We start from the raw sequence: 20431 nt of genomic DNA, 5'->3' as shown, positions 1-20431 counted from the left end.
AGCTGTCGTTTATGCGGCAGCCTGTTGCTCTTACCGTCACTGAATATGACGGAATGCCTATTTATTCCTCTTCCTCAGTTACCGTATAAATTACAATATTGGAATCCACCCGTTCCGTTTCCCCGGTATCTTCCCGCTCAAACGTTACATGCGCTTGATTCTCCACAGACTCATTGCTTGGAACAAGCACTTGCAGGGCTTGGAAGGTAATCCTTACCGTTTCTCCGGGAGCCAAGGACCCCAAGTGAATTCCTTCCTCCGGATGAGCGCCGGTAATGGGCTTATTATTAACTATCACGCTGCCACCCGTAAATTGGGTACCGTTAGGCAGGTTATCGAATAAAGTTACATGGTTCAATACAGTGGTGCCCAAGTTAGCAACCGTGAGTGTCCCGGTTCTATTAGTCACGACAAAGGAGAATGTCAGTCTGCTTCCCGGATGACTTTCGATAGGTAATACGGATTTGGTCACACTCAGAGGCGGTTGGCCGATGACTTTAACAGAAGCCATATCGCTTACCGGGTCGGTTTCCGCAGAGACGGCTATAGCGGTATTCGTTATGACGGTTCCCACCTCTGTATCGGCCGGAACGGCGAACTTGGCTCTCACAGTTACAGATTGATTGGGAAGCAATGTGCCAATCATGCGATGGATCCCTAACCGATCATCAATGACTCGAACCGATGTAAGAACGGAATCGCCGGTATTGGTTACCGTAATCCGGTAATCAATCGTTTGTCCCCCCATGACGACGGATCTATCTGCTGTTTTGACAATTTCAAGCTGATGATTGGGGCGCGGCGGCTCGGGAAGTACAGTAACTCGAGCATCATCGGTAACTGGCCCCGTTTGATCCGTTTGGGCTGTAGAAACATTCGTAATGATTGTGCCGCCCGGTGTTCCCTCAGGGATGGTAAATCTTCGGGTAATGACCGTACTGGACCCTACAGGCAGACTGGCAAGGACTTCATTCAAATTAAGCATAGCATCCGTAATTCGAATATTTGTCAGATCCACTTCTCCAGTATTCGTAACCTCAATACGGTACTCGACGGTTTGCCCCGGCCTCGCTTCTGTTGGTGTAACGCTTTTTTGTAAAGTGAACGCCGGTACAGGTACGGGAGGTTCCGGAAGTACATTCACGACAGCCTCATCACTGACCGGGCCGGCCTGATCCGCTTGTGCCGTAGAAGTATTGAGCAGTACCGAGCCTGCTGGCGTACCAGGAGGTATGGTGAAGGATTGCGTAATAACAATACTCGTATCAATCGGCAGGCTGGGAATAATCTGGTCAAGTCCCAGCATGGTATCTGTTAGACGAATATTGGTCAACTCTACTTCCCCGGTATTAACGACCTCTAGCCGGTATTCAACCGTCTCCCCAGGGAGAGCTTCCGTCGGCGTGACGCTTTTCTGCAAAGCAATGTCTGGTGTCAGAACAGGCGTTACCACTTCATTCGAAGTGATATCTCCTGTAAGTATCGGCCCGCCGGTGACACTCTGATATTCGAAAATCACCAGTGCTTCATTCACGATATCCCCTTCCGGCGGCAGTGATACGACCCTAACCTGGTAGGTCACTACAACAGCCGCACCGGGAGGGACTGAGCCAAGCGGGATTCCGACCCTTGGGTCTGCGTCCGTAATGGGGGTCGAATTAATAGTCACACTTCCGGGAACAAATTCCGTATCGTTAGGAAGGCTGTCAAACATCAAAGTGGTATCTGCCGGTACGGTGCCGGAATTTTCAACAACAACCTTATATGTCAGGATTTCCCCCAGACTGGCGCTTGCCGCGTCTACACTTTTTTCCACCGTAATCCTTGGCGAATTGATATCAATATAGATTCCTACCGCTATGACGCTGTATCCGTCTCCTCCTGTCCTTAACTGAAATACGGCTGAAGTCTGATTGTTGGTCAACGTTGCGGAAACATCTACATTGGTGATATCCCAAGACTGTCTGCCCCCCACAATTTGCGTTCCCGGCTGCCCGTTGATCTGGTTTCGATCGCCGAAGGTACCTGTCGTATCCAGGTTGCCGCTGTCGTCATTGATCTGTGAAGCAAAGAAATTGTTAGGAAAATTATTTGGCCCTTCCAGCACAGTTAGCGCAGCCTCCGTCGGTCCGAATAAAACCTGATCCCCTGTCTTGTTGGCATCGCCATCTTGGGCACATAGCGCCATTCTTCCGGATATGGCTCCTGACGTAGGTGTTGCGAACCCTGTAAGGGTCGTAGTCAATTCGGGAATGCCCGCGGCGATCTCGACAATCCCTACATTCAGACTGAGGTTACGAAAAGGAAGGCCCGGGTTCTCGTAAACGACACATAGTGTCCATCCGCAGTTATTTGCCGTACTATTGCCGAGATCAATATTTCCAACAACACCACCGACTGTATAGACTCCGGCCCCTCCTGCCTGAATGATAGCTGTGACATTCGCCGATCTGAAATAATTGTCCGTCGCATTGCGATGCGAGGTCTGAGCGGTGACCGGGTCCGGAGAGATGCTGAATGTTCTGCCTTGTGGAGTCGTTAAGGAAACGTCCTTATCTATGAATGCAAAATAATTATTAGTCCCGCCGGTAACCGCATAGGTTCCTGCCCATACCAGCTCCGCATATTTGACCCTGCTGCCGGCGGGAAGCTCCAATATAGCGCTGGCGCTGTTAAGATTGAAATCCGAAGTCGTTCCCGGAGGATAACTTCCGAATTGCATGGATGTATCGATGGTAACGAATGCCCCGATAAAATCCCGTGTACCCGGCACGCCGGTTTCGTTGGAGCGGCTGAGCCCGAGCGTATTCCCAGTGAATGTAATCGCTCCAGTATCATTGTCACTGTAGCGAAGTATAAACGGCACGTTGGTTTCCTCCTCAATGAACCGATTTTCCCCGTCTTTATAGACTTCCCTATTCGGTTATATAGACCCTACTTCCAAATATATGAGAGGAATCTCCTTTATGTGTTGGGAAAACCCGATTTATGTCCATTGCCGGCTAACGCGGTCCCTTGCCTCTTTTCACAACTGCTCGGATACATATTGTGCATCCTGGGCTACGCCTCCAATCAGAGCCGATCCTCTCCGGTACTGCCACGGTAACCCGAGAAAGAATAAACCGGGAACCTCGCTTACCCCGCGTTTATGTACAGGGAATCCGCCAGTGCTTACACCCCCCCGAATCTCTATCCAGCTATAATCAGGCCTGAAGCCGGTGGCCCATATAATATTATTCACTGATAATTTCGAGTCGTCTTCGAACAAAACTTCATCCTGAGAAAAGGAAGCTGCCCGAGGCTTCAAGGTTACTTTACCGACAGCGATTCGGGATCTTAATTCCTTCCCAATCACCGGTTCATTTTGTCTAAGTATTCTTCCCAAGAGTGAATCCGTTGTGGCCTTGCTTAACCCAAGCTTATCGAACCACCAAAATATGCTTTTATTCCATAGACGAACAGGCAAAAACTTCAATGGTTTCGAGACCGATAGCGTAACCTCCCTGGAAAGACTGCACTCATAGGCTATCTGCGCTCCCGAATTTCCGCCTCCAACAATTAGGACAGCCCCTTCTTTCAGTTGATTCTGATTTCTGTATTCCGAGGAGTGTAATTGCACCACGCTGCTGCTTATATTCTCTGCTCCTTCAGGAAGAAACGGTTTTTGAAACGGCCCCGTCGCTATGATGACCTTGTTAGCAAGATAAGCACCCTTCGTGGTGATTAATTCGAAAGCATCCCCCTTTTTTCTCAAATGAGTTACCTTTGTCTGTAATTGAAGGGGTATTGAAAATTTATGGGCATAACGCTCCAAATAATCCGCGACCTCATCCTTTGTTGGAAATCCATCGGGATCCCCTTCCATCCGATAACCGGGCAAGGAGCTATGGGACCTTGGGGTAAATAAGACAAGAGAATCATACCGCGATCTCCATACTTCACCGATTCTATCCTTGGAATCAATCAGTAAGTAAGATAACCGCTTTTGGGACAAGTAGTAACCCATGGCCAATCCGGCTTGTCCTGCTCCAATAACAATAACGTCAAACTGTTTTTGATTCATGCTGTTCACATCCGTATTTGTTTATATGATCACTTATTCATATATAGTGTAAGATATGTGTTCTATTTTTTCAAGCTATTTCTATTTGTTCCAGTGAAACAAAAATATCCCCACAAATGTGGGGGGCTATCTAAGGCTCATGCAAGGAGGTCATACCTCTCTTCCCGTGTTGCCGCTATACCTATGCGAGTGCGGCGTGCTTCCGCTAACGGTCGTGTAGCCTCTGAATTCGTGGTAATGCCCGCCGCCGCCAGGTATAGGTATGGCAGGTCCGGTTGTTCCCCTGATAATGTGAGTGTGACCCGCATCAAAGGAGGTTTCCGCGTAATAATTGTGGACATGCGGGACACCGCTTGGGGCGGCTTCCGTCATACCTGCATAATGATGGTTATGGCCTACGTCAAACGAGGTGACACCAGAAAATGGATGCACATGTACTGGACGATTATCCCACGAGGTGATAAATAATTTATGTGAATGCTCATTTCCCTCATCATTCGAATGAACGACAAAGCCCGTTATAGGAATATCCATGCTTTTCTTCCCTTCATTTTTTGTCTGTATACTGTATGAAAGCCTAAGAAGAAAGGCATGGGCGGGAGCCCAGTTGTTGTACTTTTATCATGCCATATCGGGATTCCCGTAACATCTCCCCTAACCAACGTAACAGGTATTGGTGCGGCCCATCAAGCGTTTATGGAAAGGAGGCATGAGATACGCGGCGCGATTTTCGAAGACAGGTATGTATGTGTCCAATAAAAAATGCACTCCTGGCATTCATCGGTGACGCCGGCCGGCTTCTCCACGATTGAATTCAAGAGTGCATTGATGATGGAACACGAGATGTAATTCCAAGGTTTGCTACCAGGAGTCTGTTAAGCCACTTCTTGTTGAACCTGCTCCTGACGGATCGAGGTTACATACTGCTTGCCTTTGTCCGAGTCATACTGTCCTTCCCATTTGGACATAACCACCGCTGCCAAGGAATTTCCCAGTACGTTCACGACGGTGCGTGCCATATCAAGAATCCGGTCAATCCCCGCGATGAACGCAAGTCCCTCAATAGGAATATTGACAGATCCCAGAGTCGCTAGCAGGACAACGAAGCTGACACCAGGTACACCCGCAATCCCTTTTGAGGAAATCATAAGCACTAACAGCAAAGTAATCTGCGTGCTGATCGGCATATCGATGCCGTACATTTGCGCTATGAATATCGCAGCAAGAGCCTGATACAACGTGGAACCGTCAAGATTGAACGAATATCCAGTCGGAATAACGAACGATGTAATCGCCTTTGGACAGCCGAACTTCTCCATTTTCTCCATAATTTTAGGAAGAACGCTCTCCGAGCTGGCGGTAGAATAAGCCAGAAGCAGTTCGCTTTTTAGAATACGAATCATCGTGAAGATGCTGGTGCCGCACAGCTTGGCAATAATGCCGAATACGACAAAGATAAAGAAGAACATAGCCCCGTAGACGGACAATACCAGCTTACCGAGCGGAATAAGAGATGCAACGCCGAATTTGGAAACGGTTACTCCGATTAAGGCAAAGACGCCGAACGGTGCAAAATTCATAATTTTATTGGTTACCCAGAACATAGCGTCTGCGACGCCTTCGAAGAAATGAATGACGGGCTTCCCCTTCTCGCCGATAGCCGCAATACCTAATCCGAACATTACCGAGAAGAAGATAATAGCCAGCATGTCCCCAGCAGCAAGTGATTGAATAATGTTGGTAGGAACAATGTTAACGATAGTATCAATGAAATTATGCCCTACTTTATCGGTGGTTTCTACATATTTGTGAATATCCGATTTGGCCAGATGGGTCATGTCCACCCCGGCGCCCGGCTTGAATATATTTGCTGCAAGCAAACCGACCACAATAGCGATGGTAGTTACAATCTCAAAATACAGAATCGATTTGCCGCCAATTTTACCCAGCTTCTTCATATCCCCGACACCGGCTACGCCGACGATCAAAGTAGATATGATAATCGGTACGACGATCATTTTGATCAAACGGATGAAAATGTCGCCTACCGGCTGAAAATAGGTTGCTATAGTAGGATTCCCGTAAAACAAAGCACCTACAATGATCCCTAAGGCCAGACCTATAAAAATTTGTGCTGCCAACCCTATTTTCTTCATGATCCTATGCCTCCTTTAAAGATAGTAAACGTTTTCTTTATTGTAAAAGGGCATCTACGCGAATCGACAAAAATCTACGCAGCCCTGTAAAAAAAATATTAAGATTCGAAAAATAGGGCAAACTTCTGTACAATAATCTAGTCTGGTTATTGAATGATAGGAAGTGCTATCCTTGAAAGAGCTTATTACCGCGTTGCTATTCATGATGATTGCAGTACCGCTTGCTGGAGAGATCAAGTTTTTTCCATTCCACGATACGTTTCGAATTAGTCTCGGGACGCCGGTATTTTTCTTTTTCTTATTATGGATTCGAACCCTCCCTCCATTCTTGTCGGGACTGATCGTCGGCTTCAATGTCGTCTTGTTCCGGCTTCTTTGGGACGGTTTTCTGCACCCTAATGGATTATCCATCGATGAGCTGTTTCAGCTGCATTATCCTGTTTTTTTCTATTACACGACCTACGCTTGCCTATTCCAGCTTCTCAATTTGAATAAACAGCCGTATCAGCCTCTACGGGTCGGCGCTTTGGATATCATCACGGAGACAGGGGCAACCTTCGCAGAGCTTGCGTTCCGGCCGACGATTATTGAGGATTTCATCCATTGGGAGGCTTATGGCAAAATCGTGCTGATCGCTGTCGTTCGAAGCTTTTTCGTGCTCGGCTTGTACAATATCATCCAGCTGCGCCAAGCGGTCTTGAATGAGGAGCAGCAGCGGCGGCAAAACGAACATACTCTGGTGCTTATTTCGAATTTGTATGAGGAATCGGTCCAGCTTAAAAAAACCCTCAAGTACGCCGAGAATATTACCAGAGACAGCTACGACCTGTATCGCAGCCTGCTTCGAGCCGAACAAGCTGCCGAACCCGGTCTTATCAGGCTTCTTGCCGAGCGTGCCCTGCGGATATCCGGTCAGGTCCATGAGATCAAAAAAGACAACCAGCGCATTTATGCGGGTCTATCCAAGCTTATTCACGAGCAGAGCTCGGCGGATTATATGGGAGCCGGAGAGATCGGACGTCTTATTGTCAGCACTAATGAGAAGTATGCGGAAGCGCTCGGCAAATCCATCCGGTTTAGCCTTGATGTGGATGAAGCGCTGCCTGAGCTCCATGTGTTTACGCTCCTCACTCTGGTAAACAATCTGGTCGCAAACAGCGTTGAGGCGATGGATAAAGAAGGCTTTATTCTGATCAGGGCATTTCTTAAGGGCGAATACATACAAATCCACGTGATCGATAATGGTCCCGGAATCCCCGTCAAACGCAGGGAACGCATATTCACACCGGGTTATACGACCAAATATGATCTATCGGGTACCCCATCAACAGGTATGGGATTGTTCTATATTCAGGAGGTGGCAGAGTCGTTGGGAGGAAAGATTGAGCTTAGAGAGGATTCCCGCGAGGGTGAGACCATGTTCACCATCACTTTGCCTGTACAACAAGTTATCAAGAGGGGATAAACATCATGCGTTTTTTTATTGTCGATGACGATCAAGGCATTCGGTCCATGCTGGCCGATCTTATAGAGGACGAAGCTTTGGGGGAGGTTGTAGGAGAAGCCGAGGACGGCTCTCTTGTTACTGCGGAGCTGCTCGAGCTGAAAAGAGTCGATATCTTGCTGATCGACCTGCTTATGCCCCTTCGCGACGGCATTCAAACCGTTCGGGAAATCGCTCCGCTGTTCAGCGGCAAAATCATTATGATCTCCCAGATCGAGAGCAAGGACATGATTGGCGAAGCCTATTCGCTAGGCATCGAATACTATATTGCCAAGCCGATCAACCGGCTGGAGGTGCTTGCCGTGATCCGCAAGGTAGAGGAACGGCTGCGTCTGCAAAAATCCATTCAGGATATTCAAAAATCTCTGCAAGTTCTAAACCTGGGAGGTCCCCCTGAACGGCCGGAATCATCGAGTGCCCGCCATACCATCACGTCCTCCGGACGAACTCTTCTGTCTGAGCTTGGTATGATTGGCGAAGCAGGAAGCAAGGATCTGCTGGATATGCTGGAATATTTGTACGAACATGATACCGCGGCGGAAGCTCCCCACACCTTTCCCGCTCTCAAGGACATATTCCGCGGAATCGCGGTACGCAAGCTGGGAAGCACGGCATCCGATTCGGATATAGCCAAAGAGGTCAAAGCTTCGGAGCAGCGCGTGCGCCGGGCCTTGTTTCAAACGCTCAACCATATCGCATCGCTGGGACTGACCGATTATTCCAACCCGAAGTTCGAGAACATCGCGTCGAAATACTTTGATTTCACCGAAATCCGCAAGAAGATGATGGAGCTCCAAAACGACGTCGAGCCGTCCTTTTCGCAAACGAAAATTAACACGAAAAAGTTTGTGCAGGTGCTCTATATGGAGGCTAAGCGGCTCATTCACGTATGATCCTAAGCGAAGCTCATGGGGGCATTCACGTCCCCAAAAGCCCTCTTTCCTGCCTGTTCTAGCTTTTTGATCGACGCTTTCCCGGCTTGAAGACCGAAAGTGCGAATAACGCGAGAAGAGCCAGGAGCTGAATGGCAATCCCGATCCACAATTGAATACGGTTCACCGCAAATTCAGGATTCGATAAAGCCTGAATTCCTTCCGCCGTTATTATCGTTACAGCCTTCAGGGTCCAGAAGTACATGCCGATTGGTCCTAACAGAATACAGACCGCGGTCAGAATCTGCTTGGCAATGAGCCAGTTATATCGAAACAGCCCCCACGGTGTCAGCACGGACAACAAAATTCCGCTTGCCAATGTCCCGATTGTCGAAGCGCGGACGGACGTCTTTGCCAGTAGATGCATGACGGTATAGCATGCTGTAAACACACCTGCATCGTTTGTATTTGCCAGGATAATGCTTAAGACGAGAAAGATGACTGCGCCTCCGAACAGGATGGCCGAGAATAGAATATGAATCGTAAGCAGCCACTTTCGCGGGGTTGGCTTCAATTTGTTCACGCCCACCTGTGTTCACCTCCTTTCCCCTACCACTGTTCTTTCCTCATCTTAACCATAACTTATTAACGGTCTCTAAACGAATGATTAAAAAAGTATGAACTGCCCGCACAGCATAATATTGCACCTAATGGTTAAGATATGAACCGAAGGGATCTTTCCCTTATCCTTTCCGGAATACGCAGCAGCATAAACCCTGAAGAGCGAAGAAAGTTGCCCGGCAGTCATGCCATCTGCAGCCATAACAACTTAGAGAATAGAGGAATCCGACGTGGATAAAAGATCGAATCCTGAAATGGACGACCTGCTCACCCATCAAGCGGGAGCTACCCGATTGCATGAAACCAGAAAGACAAAAGAGCCTGTACAGATCAATCCAGCCCCGCCTCCGGGACCCGTCTCCGAGAAAGAATAAGCTCATTTGAATGAAAATCCCCCTCCGAATGGGATCGGCAGGGGGGCATACAATTCAGACCTTTACATGAACTTACAGGGATAGGTGATCGTCCTCATGGTATTTTCCAGCTTTGTATTTCTTTACGGGTTCCTTCCACTAGTCCTGCTTCTCTATTTTATCGCGAAAAAAGAATGGAAAAATACGGTGCTCCTCTTCTTCTCTCTCTTCTTCTATGCCTGGGGGGAGCTGACTGGGGTCTTTATCTTGTTGTTCAATGTGCTGATCGGCTGGATCAGCGGACGCTGCATCGAGCGGGCAGGCCAGACAAAGACAGGCAAGACGCTGCTCTTTCTTTCTATTGCGTTCCAGGTCCTCTTTCTCGTTTATTACAAATATCTAGGTTTTCTTCTTGAGGCCTTCCAATCCGTAACATCCGTTTCGTTAGCCTACACACCACCGGCCCTTCCTATCGGAATTTCCTTTTTTACTTTCCATGTCATTTCCTATTTGGTGGACGTCTATAGGCGTGAAGCCCCGGCATTGACCTCCTATTCCTCACTGCTCTTATATATAGCGCTATTCCCGCAATTGGTGGCTGGTCCCATCATCCGGTATGCCGATGTGCAAACTCAGCTTAAGGAACGCAAGATTACCCTGGACGGGTTCAGCCAAGGCGTCGTTCGTTTCATAACAGGGCTCGGGAAAAAGGTGATTTTCGCCAATTCCCTGGCAGGGCTGACTCCATTTTTCCTGGATAGTCCGAGCGACCAATTAACTGTGGCAGGAGCTTGGCTCGGCATCCTCGCCTTCGCCCTTCAAATCTATTTCGACTTCTCCGGGTACTCGGATATGGCCATCGGCCTTGGCAAAATGTTCGGCTTCTCCTTTAAAGAAAATTTCGACTATCCGTATATCTCGACGGGAGCAGCTGAGTTCTGGCGCCGGTGGAATATCTCGGTAGGGCGTTTTTTCCGGGACTATGTCTATATTCCCTTGGGCGGTAACCGGAAGCGCGCCTTGATGAACATGTTCATCGTCTGGTTCTTGACGGGTCTGTGGCACGGCGCCAGCTGGAATTACGTGGTATGGGGGTTATTTTTCGGCGCCATGATCACTTTGGAGAAAAGCTTCCTTCAGCAGCTGCTTTCCCGCTTGCCACGCTTCATTTCTCATTTGTACTTCACGGTGGTGGTGCTTGTTGGATGGGTGTTTTTTTACTTTGAGTCGTTTCGGGACGGAGCTAGATATTTACGAACGATGTTCGGTCTTGGGCATGTACCGGCGGTTGATGAAGCCTTCTTCATTCATTTGCAGAACCATATTATCCTGCTCGTGCTTGGCCTCATAATATCGACACCGGTCCCGGCCAGGCTGCATCAAGCCATGTCGCATCGCATGAAGCCGCGTATGGCGCATGCCGTCTATAAGCAGCTTTTGGTGCCGATTACTTCGCTTGTGATTCTGGCCGTCTCGGTGCTGCTGCTAGTAGGAAAAACCTATACGCCTTTCTTCTATTTCCGATTTTGATTCAGTGGAGGCACAGCTATGAAGCTAGGACAATATTTACAAATTGGCTTCTTTCTCCTGTTTATCTATCTGGGTACGGGCTTAATGTGGTCTTTAGGCGGAAACAGGGTGTTCTCGGAGACGGAAAACCGCAATCTCGCGCCGCTTCCGCAATGGTCGACTCATGCCTTATGGTCTGGCCAATATTTGCATGACATAGAGAATTATGTAGCCGATCATGTTCCTTATCGGGATGCGCTGGTCGGACTAAGCAAGCTCGTGGAAGCATGGGAAGGCTTGACCCTTTCCCAGGATGCCGTGATTGTCGCTTCGAATGCAGATAATACGGGACAAGCGGCTGTACATGCCGATGAAGAGCCTGCAGCGACGATGAATCAGCCCCCCTCTATAGGGCCTGAGGTTACAGTCCGTATACCTGATGCTGCCCCGACTCCGGCTCCTTCCCCGCAAGCAAAGCCCGACATGGAATCCAAAGCGCAGAAGCCGGGTCATGTTATTGGAAAAGTCTTGATCGTGGAGCAGCGTGCCGTGAATTTATTCAGCTATATTTCCTCGGCCGGAAAGCTGTATGCAGAAACGATCAATCATGTGAAAGCAGCTATGGATGCCCATTTCAACTCCAAAATTCCCGTGTCGGTTCTCATTGCACCTACAGGGGCAGAATTTATGCAAAGCGAACAGCTAAGGAAATTATCCGCCTCCCAGCAGGAGGCTATTCATGAGGTCTATCAGCAGCTGAACCCGGACATTACCCCGGTTGATGCATTATCCATGCTGCAGAATCATGCGGAAGATGCCATCTTTTTTCGAACCGATCATCACTGGACAGCAACCGGTGCCTATTACGGTTATGCGGCGTTTATGAAAGCAAAGGGCGAAGCCCCGATTCCTCTCGAGAAATACGAGACGGCGGAAGTCGCCGGTTTTCTGGGATCCTTATATTCAGCTACCCGAAACAGCAAGCTGGAGAAGCATCCGGATACGATCGTTGTATATAAACCTTATGTGAAGCATGAATATACGGTTCATTACGCAGGACCGCTCAAGATGGATCTGCTCGACATGAGTCATGCCCAGAAAAAAAACAAATACAGAATCTTTTTGAGCGGTGACCGGCCATGGGGCCGGATTATAACGGAGGTAAACAACGGGAAACGTTTGGCTGTTATTAAGGATTCCTATGGCAACGCCTTGATTCCGTTTCTTCTTCCTCATTACAATGAAATTTACGTTATAGACCCGCGGCAATTTACAAAGTCCTTGGTATCCTTCATGGAGGAGCATCAAATTCAGGAACTATTGTTTATTAATAATTCCGATGTGCTAAGCAATCCTGACTTCATGCAGCTAGTTCGCGGGATGAGTTGATAAGCCTGGATTAACGGAATCTACATAGCGGAGTACCATATTCGAATAGCTTGACAGATTGCCCTCCGTTTTCAGCGTCAGCTCATTGATATCTCCTGAATCCATCGAATCGATATTTCCTGCCATTCGTCCAAGTTCGTTCGCATTGGCATCCAAATAAAGAAGCTCGAAGAAAACAGGATGATCCAGGCTGTTCAGGCTCTCGCTCAGTTTCAGTCTGCCTTGCAAAATCGTCCTTTCCCCATCCCAGCGTATCGATTGAATATCTAAGGAAATCCGCTGCGTCTCATCCGTGATCCGAAAAGCAGGATCCGGAACCAACACCCATCCATCCGAGCCGCAGGCCTGAACATGGTACCAGTCACCGCGCTTCTCATAGGCCCGGATGGTTTGGGCTGAAAGCTGGCATAACGAGTGGAGCTGATAGGTATCGAATGCATATTCCCTGATGGGTATCCCTTCAGGTAAATTCAGCTCCTTATCGGCCGGCGCCACTTTGTCTGAAGGTCCGATAAAGGGACTGTACCATGCATCCCCATTCTCGGTATGGATATGATACCAGCGCTGGTATTTCTCAAATGCGACGACCCTGACCGGCGTTTCCATGATCCTGGCCGGCTTCGAGCTGTAGTCAGCCTTGTCATAGACGGGACTGCCCGGCACGAGCTTCAAAGGCTTGGGTTCCATGGGCTGTGGAACAATGACCTGCTCATCGATAGGAATCCACTTCTCTCCCAACCAAGTCGAAATGCGAAAGTAGCCCTGTACAAAAGCATTGCGGTCTACATATTGTGGAGCAATTTTAATTCCAGTGCCTCTATCCAAGAACGGGGCATCGTACAGCTCCGTCTCTTTCATGAGCAAAGCAGGCGGCTCCTTGGCGGTATATGCCCGGAACGGAATGGCCTTAGAGACATAGATCCACTTATATCCTAACCAAGTCTCAATTTGATACCAAGCGGTATCTTCCCACATGGGCTGCTTGCTTCTATTAGAGCCTGCCAGTTTTACCATTTGCGGCTGAAGCTCCACTCCCGTGGGGGATGAAAGATTCGGCTCCTCGTATAGAGCTGTGGACTCCGTTAAGGTCAGCATATTCGGCTTCAGCTCTTCTTCCCCTGCCGCAAATGAATGTAAGGGAATCGAACAAGTGAACCAGATTAAAGTTAAAAGAAAAAATATGCGATGGAGAAATTTCATTCTTATTAGCCCTCCCTTCCATTACAATCATTTAGACGCAGCGGAAAGGCGATAGTTTCCTTATTTGGGCAGATCAGGTGAGCACATAAACATGGTTAAGGAGACTTTGTAAATATTTGCCTCGCAATAGTTCCCATATAGGCATGAGCCCCATATCATAAATGTAGCCAGCGGCAGAGACTTTACAGTCATCTTTGCTGTACTGCACGATATTATTTGTGATTCAAAGGGAGTGACAGCGTTGCAAACAAGGCAGGTTACTATCCCAACACCCTCACGTTGGGGAATCAATGCTTTTGCCGGAGGAAGACCTGTTGTCTGGGGAGAACTCAACATATACTCCATCGAAACCAACGGGAGATTCACAGGCACGGTTAATTTTCGGGGAACTCCGATTCCTATTGAAGGCTTCTGGAATTCCGGCAGCGGACAGATCAGCTTCTCTTCTCCGTATGCCCGTTTCATTGGAACTCTGAGTAATTATGACGACCCAGCCATTCGCACCCGGCATTATGTCCTGAACGGCTCTCTTCTCATGATGCCTCCCTCAATTCAAGCGGGGGAACGAGGCACCTGGATTGCAACCACCAATACCTGCTTGACTCAACAGGAGCAAGGCGCACCGGCCAGCATCGGGCTGCCCCCTGTTGGGGTATTTGTGACGGCAGACTATACGGGTAATCCCTGCTAGTTTTTACCCTTTAGGGACAGACAAAGCAGCCAATTGCGTTGGCTGCTTTGTCCTGTAGCTTGATTATTTATGACGGAACGTATCATCGCTCTCTCGAGGATTATTTTGCGCTGGATGTCCCTCATAATTGTCAATCACTTGATCTGCATAATTCGGGTTGGAATTGTACTTATTCCCTTCGTTTTTCTTTTTGCCTTTAGGCATAACCATTCACCTCCATCATCGTGTCGGTCAGGATTCCCTGTGCGCCCCTCATTAGAATGGGATAGTCCCGGCGCCTTCATGCACGTAACTTTTCCCTTCCCCCTTTTCGCTGGAGGAATCTGAATAAAGCGTTTAGGGCATGATAAAGTTTGGGAAATGTCAAATCCGTTGTTTTCCCATAATGACAAAAGTGAGGTGCATGATAGCATGGCAAAGGATAAAGAACGCAATCACAACGAAGAAGCTGATGCAATAAGCAGTAACGATGTGGGTGAAGCTGTAGGAACGGTAGGCGGAGGCGCTGTAGGCGCGATTGTCGGTTCGGCACTGGGACCGGTAGGAACGGTTGTAGGCGGTGTCGTAGGCGCAGCGCTGGGTAACCAAGCGGGCGAGAACGTCGGCGGCAATAATGCTGCTGATGAGAATAACGACAATCATCGCTAATCGGTTGACATGACAATTAGGGTGACGGGGGAATCCCGCACCCTTTTTTATTCTTATATGTAACGAATGTGTTAGTTCCGCCGATAGGCCTTTTCATGAAAACGGGTAATGCTGCGAAACAGCTGCTCCCCATCCTCCGGCAGACGGTCTCTTTCATTGAAGTTCAGGTACATAGCCCGATAGGGCTCCGGCACCCATATATATTGATGTACATAGTCGGTAAGATGAAATCCATTGGCTTCCCAGAATTGGACTCGCCTCTGGTTCTCCTCTGTCGGTTCTGCCTCCACTTCGACGATAATCCCTTTGCATTCTGCATGCGTTCGTGCCCATTCCTTTATTCGGTCCAGAAAGCATCTTCCGTTCCCTTCGCCCCGTACTTCAGATCTAATCGCCAAGTAGTCGATCAGTAACGCGCCTGCTTGCTTATCGATGCCGCTTAATGCCATACCGATAAACTCGGAGCCTCGCGAGATGGTATGCAGCTGACACATTTTTCTGCTGAACATCCGGCGAACGATATCCCTGCTCTTCCTCCCGCCTATTGGAAAGGCCTGCTCGTAAATCGGCTCTACAGATGACCATAGAACTTCATCCCACTCATCGGTTATTTGGTAGTCCAACTCTAATGCTTTCATGATGTTCCCCGCTTTCACCAATATCCTGTTCTATTCTAATGTAATCTTCCCAAAAACCATGAAAGCCACCACATAGCATACCCTGCCTTGGCTATACCTTTATCAGCTGCCAATTCCAATCCTGCAATAAAAAAGGAATAAGCGCAGATTATGTCGAAATGCTTGTATTATGAAAACAATAAACGCTAGAACCTCAATTCGATATGGGGTTATTTTAATCCTCTTCTTAAGCTTTCTTCTCGGTCTCCGTCTGGCGTGGAATCAAGCTTTTCTTACTTTGAGCGAGCCTCGCCCCGACCATGGCGTGCTGGATCTCCGCGGATTTGATCTGGATCAATCCGCTTCCTTCTTGCTCGACGGCGAATGGGAATTTTACCCAAATCAATTACTGACAAGTCAGGATATTCGGACCGGGTCAAATCAGGCAGCAGCCATACAAGTTCCGGGAGACTGGGGAAGCTTGCTGGATGATGAGTCCGGTTCTTCCTACGGATACGGTACATATCGGCTGCGCATACTTATTGATCCTTTGAAGCAGCCGGTCGGTTTGTGGTTTCAAAGTATCCAGGCATCCTCGGCAATAGAACTTAACGGAGTTACTGCTGGCGGTATGGGCAAGCCTGCGGCAAACCCGAATGACTATGTGCCTTGGAATGTGTCCTACACTTCAACTTATTCTATAGAAGGGACTACTGAGATAGAATTGCTTATTCGGGCAGCGAACTTTGACGACCCCCACTCCGGCGGGATCCTGAAGTCTTTTCGCTTCGGCTCCCAAGCTTCTATCGACTATGTACGATGGTATTCCATTGGATTTCAGCTGGTTATATTTCTTATTCTGCTGCTCCATGGTTTATATGCAATTATTCTATTTATATTCAACCGTCATGAGAGGGCTTTGCTGATCACTGGCTTGTTAACGGTGTCGGTCGGTATTGCCGTGCTTGCCGGGCACGATAACGTGCTCTTGCTATGGCTGCCTGTCAATTACGCTTGGGCTGTCAAGCTCCGGCTGCTTGCTCTTTTGTGGCAAAATGTATTTATTCTGCTTATTTTCAGAAAGTTCACTGCAGCTCCACCTGGTAGCCTGGTCCTTCGCATCTATCTCGCGGCTGTTACCGGTTATTCAGGATTCTTGGTTGTTGCCCCTGCTTCATGGGTTCATACAGCGACGTATTATCAAGTCTTCCATGTATATTACATATTTGCGTTTGCTTGGTTTATTTATATTGTCGGTACAATGATCTTCAAAAAACAAGCCGATAAAGACAGTATCTTCCTAATGCTTACAGCTGTTGCTATCCTATCCAACATAACATGGAGCTTAGTGGAAGCCGTTTCCAATGTCACGACAGTCTATTATCCAATAGATATCTTAGCAGCTATTACAGGATTTTCCACATATTGGTTTAAAAAGTATTTCCGGAAATCCAGTGAAAACGCCAAGCTGAATGAACAGCTCAAAAGAGCTGACAAGTTAAAAGATCAGTTTCTCGCCAATACGTCCCACGAGCTGAGGACACCGCTTCATGGAATTATGAATATCGCTCGGACTGTAGTTGCAAAGGAAAAAGACAATTTGGACGGGAGCAGCTTAAAGGATATGGAACTGCTGATCACGATCAGTAACCGCATGTCCCATATGCTAGGAGATCTTCTTGATGTAGCGCAGCTTCAAGAACATAGACTCACACTAAGTAAGGAACCCTTGCTTGTCCAGTCCGTCGTCCCTGGAATTATCAGTATGCTTTCCTTTATGACCGGTACAAAGCCTATACAGCTGCAAATGGATATAAGTGAGAAGCTCCCGCCAGTCATGGCTGATGAAAAAAGACTAGTGCAGATATTATATAACTTATTACATAATGCGATGAAATACACGGAACAAGGGATCATATCCGTATCTGCTCACACCCTGGACGGACGGGCCATCCTGCATGTGTCGGATACCGGAATTGGAATGGACGAGGAAACACAAGCACGCATCTTTCTACCTTATGAGCAAGGAGCTTATGGAAGCAGTGACGGAGGAGGCATCGGTCTTGGGTTAAGCATCTGCAAGCAGCTGGTGGAGCTGCATGGGGGTATTTTATCGGTACGCTCCCAATTGGGCGAAGGCTCTGTATTCAGCTTCGATCTTCCAATAGCGGACGAAAGAAATTCTTCTCCCCTGCGGCAAGATATTCGTCAACTCGTTCCGGAAGCTGCGGGATTTGGAAAGTCAGCAGCACCGTTTAGAGATTCCATGATGGCAGAAGTATCTGCCCCTGTCATAATGCCGTCGCTTGTGAACTCGAAAAGCATCCATATACTTGCCGTTGATGATGACCCGATCAATCTTAATGTGCTGGAGGGAATCCTGTCGGCAGAATCGTACAACATTACTACAGCTCATTCAGCTCGAGAAGCGTTGGAATTACTGGATACCCAACAATGGGATCTGCTCATTACCGACGTCATGATGCCTCATACCTCCGGCTATGCGCTGACGCAAAAAGTAAGGGAGCGTTATTCGGTATCCGATCTTCCCATCCTGCTGTTGACCGCCCGTACCCAGCCCGCCGATATCTATACCGGATTTATGGCTGGGGCCAACGATTATATTACCAAGCCCGTAGACTCAACGGAGCTTAAATATCGAATCCGTGCGTTAACGGCACTGAAGCAATCTATAGATGAACGGTTGCGAATAGAAGCCGCTTATCTGCAAGCGCAAATCCATCCTCATTTTCTGTTCAATACGTTAAGTGCGCTAATGGCGCTAAGTGATATAGATACAGAAAAAATGCGGAAGCTCGGTGACGCCTTTGCATCCTTCCTTCGGATTAGCTTTGACTATTTGAACACGGATGAACTGGTTGAGCTTGAGCATGAATTGGAACTTGTCAAATCCTACTTGTATATCGAACAGGAGCGTTTTGGGGAGAGGCTATCTATACAATGGGAGGTTGACCCGAACATTGAAGGGCTTCTGCTCCCTCCCCTCTCTATTCAACCGCTGATCGAAAATGCTGTGATTCACGGCCTACTAAGCAGGAATCAAGGGGGTAAGGTACGACTTAGCATCAGCCGACAAGAAAACCTCGCCTTTATTGAAGTCCAAGACAATGGTAAAGGAATGGATCATGATAGGGTAGCTCAGCTATTAAATCCTTCCAGCAAAGCAAGGCGGGGGATTGGCATCTCCAACACCCATCGAAGACTGACTCAGCTATACGGACACGGATTGTCTATAGTCAGCAGGATCAACGAAGGAACGACCGTATCATTCGTTATTCCCGATAGCGGAAAGCCCCTCGAAGCCGGTAAGGATCAATAACAGTAGGTGAAAAAATCATCCTCTCCTGACCGGGAGAGGTTTTTTCATTAAATAAACATCAGCCCCAGCCCGTATCTTTAAAAGAATACTGGCTGGGGCTGATTCGTCAAGAGCTTTTTACTAGCTCCTTATAGCCTGAATGTTTCTCACTGATTACTTAGCTTGAATATAGCCTTCCGCTTTAAGAAGCTCGGCAATCAAGACCGCACCGCCTGCAGCGCCACGCAAAGTATTATGGGATAGACCTACAAATTTAAAATCATACAGGGAATCCTCGCGCAGTCTGCCTACCGAAACGCCCATACCGCGTTCAATGTCGCGATCCAGTTTGGTTTGCGGTCTGTTCTCTTCTTCGAAATAGGTGATGAATTGCTTTGGTGCGCTTGGCAGCTCAAGCTCCTGCGGACGACCCTTGAAGTTCAGCCAACGGCTCAAGATTTCGTCTTTAGAAGGCTTTTTCTCGAACGATACGAATACCGTTGCCAAGTGTCCGTCCGTAACAGGTACGCGGATACACTGGGTAGTAATTAATGGAGCGCTAGCTTTCACGATCTCATTATTTACAATGCTGCCCCAAATACGCAGCGGCTCCTGCTCGCTCTTCTCTTCCTCTCCGCCGATGTAAGGAATGACATTGTCCAGCATTTCCGGCCAATCGGTGAAGTTTTTGCCTGCTCCGGAAATAGCTTGATAGGTAGAAGCAACCACGGTTGTCGGATTGAAATCGAGAAGCGCGTTAAGTGCAGGCACATAGCTCTGAATGGAGCAGTTAGGCTTAACGGCAATAAATCCGGTGGATGTTCCCAGACGTTTTCTTTGCGCTTCAATAATTTCGATATGCCCCGGGTTGATTTCCGGAATAACCATTGGAATATCCGGAGTCCAGCGATGGGCCGAGTTATTGGAGATAACTGGCGTTCCCGTTTTGGCATAAGCCTCTTCCAGCGCTTGAATCTCATTCTTCTTCATTTCGACTGCGCAAAAAATAAAATCGACATTCTGAGCAACCTCTTCCACTTTGGACGCATCCTGGACAACGATGCCCTTCACATCCTCAGGAATGGAGCTGGACAGCTTCCATCTGCCTTGCACAGCTTCCTCATATGTTTTGCCTGCCGAACCGGCACTCGCTGCAATCGCCGTTACTTGAAACCAAGGATGCTGATCAAGCAGTTGTACGAACCGCTGTCCCACCATTCCTGTTCCCCCTACAATACCTACTTTCAACTTTGCCGCCATAGATGTTCAAATCCTTTCGAAGTTAGTATGAAAATTATGTTTGTTTCATCATATACATCCGTTGTCTGAATCGTGTTACACGAGACTGCAATAAAAAAATCCCACCCCCAAGACTTAGATAGTCTTGGGGACGAGATTTGTATGCTCGTGGTACCACCCCAGATTCGCCCATATGTCGCCATATTTGCCTCTTCGAGTACGACATTGCCAAGAATGCTTATACTCTAGC

Annotated in this window: 17 protein-coding genes and 1 other annotated feature (1 of these 18 cut by a window edge); of the genes, 8 read left to right on the top strand and 9 right to left on the bottom strand. The window is 48.1% G+C overall.

Annotated elements, in window-relative coordinates; translation table 11 throughout:
- Positions 1–61 precede the first annotated feature (61 nt).
- The 4 genes from GGC63_RS07545 to GGC63_RS07530 all read right to left on the bottom strand — a co-directional run bounded on the left by GGC63_RS07545 (position 62) and on the right by GGC63_RS07530 (position 6219).
- On the bottom strand, positions 62–2866 hold the full coding sequence (locus tag GGC63_RS07545; RefSeq protein ID WP_192701761.1) for a DUF11 domain-containing protein: 2805 nt from the start codon (positions 2864–2866) through the stop codon (positions 62–64).
- Between the two features lie 159 nt (positions 2867–3025).
- A complete protein-coding gene (locus GGC63_RS07540; RefSeq protein ID WP_192701760.1) occupies positions 3026–4063 on the bottom strand; it encodes a flavin-containing monooxygenase in 1038 nt (345 codons plus the stop codon).
- Between the two features lie 150 nt (positions 4064–4213).
- Positions 4214–4597: a YmaF family protein gene (locus GGC63_RS07535; protein ID WP_079909383.1), complete on the bottom strand. Its 384-nt coding sequence runs from the start codon at positions 4595–4597 to the stop codon at positions 4214–4216.
- A gap of 341 nt (positions 4598–4938) precedes the next feature.
- Complete coding sequence (locus tag GGC63_RS07530; protein ID WP_079909382.1) at positions 4939–6219, bottom strand: cation:dicarboxylate symporter family transporter; 1281 nt, start codon at positions 6217–6219, stop codon at positions 4939–4941.
- Between the two features lie 172 nt (positions 6220–6391).
- Between GGC63_RS07530 and GGC63_RS07525 the strand changes: the two genes are divergently transcribed.
- Complete coding sequence (locus tag GGC63_RS07525) at positions 6392–7684, top strand: sensor histidine kinase (RefSeq protein WP_225948013.1); 1293 nt, start codon at positions 6392–6394, stop codon at positions 7682–7684.
- Between the two features lie 5 nt (positions 7685–7689).
- Positions 7690–8616 (top strand): response regulator, encoded by a 927-nt coding sequence (locus GGC63_RS07520; RefSeq protein WP_192701759.1) that lies wholly within the window; start codon positions 7690–7692, stop codon positions 8614–8616.
- Between the two features lie 58 nt (positions 8617–8674).
- Here the strand turns inward: GGC63_RS07520 and GGC63_RS07515 are convergent, their stop codons facing one another.
- Positions 8675–9184 carry a DUF2269 family protein gene (locus tag GGC63_RS07515; RefSeq protein WP_318780999.1) on the bottom strand — a complete coding sequence of 170 codons (510 nt, stop codon included), beginning with the start codon at positions 9182–9184 and terminating at the stop codon, positions 8675–8677.
- A 262-nt stretch (positions 9185–9446) separates the two neighbouring features.
- Between GGC63_RS07515 and GGC63_RS07510 the strand changes: the two genes are divergently transcribed.
- The 3 genes from GGC63_RS07510 (at position 9447) to GGC63_RS07500 (ending at position 12467) form a co-directional block, all read left to right on the top strand.
- On the top strand, positions 9447–9590 hold the full coding sequence (locus GGC63_RS07510) for a hypothetical protein (protein ID WP_179135913.1): 144 nt from the start codon (positions 9447–9449) through the stop codon (positions 9588–9590).
- 96 nt (positions 9591–9686) lie between these two features.
- Complete coding sequence (locus GGC63_RS07505) at positions 9687–11099, top strand: MBOAT family O-acyltransferase (RefSeq protein WP_192701758.1); 1413 nt, start codon at positions 9687–9689, stop codon at positions 11097–11099.
- A gap of 18 nt (positions 11100–11117) precedes the next feature.
- The gene (locus GGC63_RS07500) at positions 11118–12467 is read left to right on the top strand and encodes a DHHW family protein (protein ID WP_192701757.1); all 1350 of its coding nucleotides are present in this window, start codon (positions 11118–11120) and stop codon (positions 12465–12467) included.
- Here GGC63_RS07500 and GGC63_RS07495 read toward each other — a convergent pair.
- Positions 12447–13667 carry a hypothetical protein gene (locus GGC63_RS07495; protein ID WP_192701756.1) on the bottom strand — a complete coding sequence of 407 codons (1221 nt, stop codon included), beginning with the start codon at positions 13665–13667 and terminating at the stop codon, positions 12447–12449. The genes GGC63_RS07500 and GGC63_RS07495 overlap by 21 nt on opposite strands.
- A 232-nt stretch (positions 13668–13899) precedes the next feature.
- Between GGC63_RS07495 and GGC63_RS07490 the strand changes: the two genes are divergently transcribed.
- A complete protein-coding gene (locus GGC63_RS07490) occupies positions 13900–14358 on the top strand; it encodes a hypothetical protein (RefSeq protein ID WP_412973853.1) in 459 nt (152 codons plus the stop codon).
- A gap of 63 nt (positions 14359–14421) precedes the next feature.
- On the opposite strand, the gene GGC63_RS07485 is transcribed toward GGC63_RS07490, so the two are convergent.
- Positions 14422–14562: a hypothetical protein gene (locus GGC63_RS07485; RefSeq protein WP_179135912.1), complete on the bottom strand. Its 141-nt coding sequence runs from the start codon at positions 14560–14562 to the stop codon at positions 14422–14424.
- A 207-nt stretch (positions 14563–14769) separates the two neighbouring features.
- Between GGC63_RS07485 and GGC63_RS07480 the strand changes: the two genes are divergently transcribed.
- Positions 14770–15006, top strand: a complete 237-nt coding sequence (locus GGC63_RS07480) for a glycine zipper domain-containing protein (RefSeq protein ID WP_192701754.1) — start codon at positions 14770–14772, stop codon at positions 15004–15006.
- A gap of 71 nt (positions 15007–15077) precedes the next feature.
- Here the strand turns inward: GGC63_RS07480 and GGC63_RS07475 are convergent, their stop codons facing one another.
- Entirely contained in the window at positions 15078–15644 is a 567-nt protein-coding gene (locus GGC63_RS07475) for a GNAT family N-acetyltransferase (RefSeq protein ID WP_192701753.1), read from the bottom strand.
- Positions 15645–15813: 169 nt separating this feature from the next.
- On the opposite strand from GGC63_RS07475, the gene GGC63_RS07470 reads away from it, so the two are divergent.
- The gene (locus GGC63_RS07470) at positions 15814–18963 is read left to right on the top strand and encodes an ATP-binding protein (RefSeq protein WP_192701752.1); all 3150 of its coding nucleotides are present in this window, start codon (positions 15814–15816) and stop codon (positions 18961–18963) included.
- Positions 18964–19116: 153 nt separating this feature from the next.
- Here the strand turns inward: GGC63_RS07470 and asd are convergent, their stop codons facing one another.
- A complete protein-coding gene (gene asd / locus GGC63_RS07465; protein ID WP_192701751.1) occupies positions 19117–20202 on the bottom strand; it encodes an aspartate-semialdehyde dehydrogenase in 1086 nt (361 codons plus the stop codon).
- A 123-nt stretch (positions 20203–20325) separates the two neighbouring features.
- Positions 20326–20431, bottom strand: a binding site (T-box leader) (it continues 159 nt past the right edge of the window).

It is taken from the genome of Paenibacillus sp. OAS669 (assembly GCF_014873645.1).
GTDB classification, from domain to species: domain Bacteria; phylum Bacillota; class Bacilli; order Paenibacillales; family NBRC-103111; genus Paenibacillus_S; species Paenibacillus_S vulneris.
Note: the sequence above shows the minus strand (reverse complement) of the source record. Positions and strands in the feature narration are given on the sequence as shown.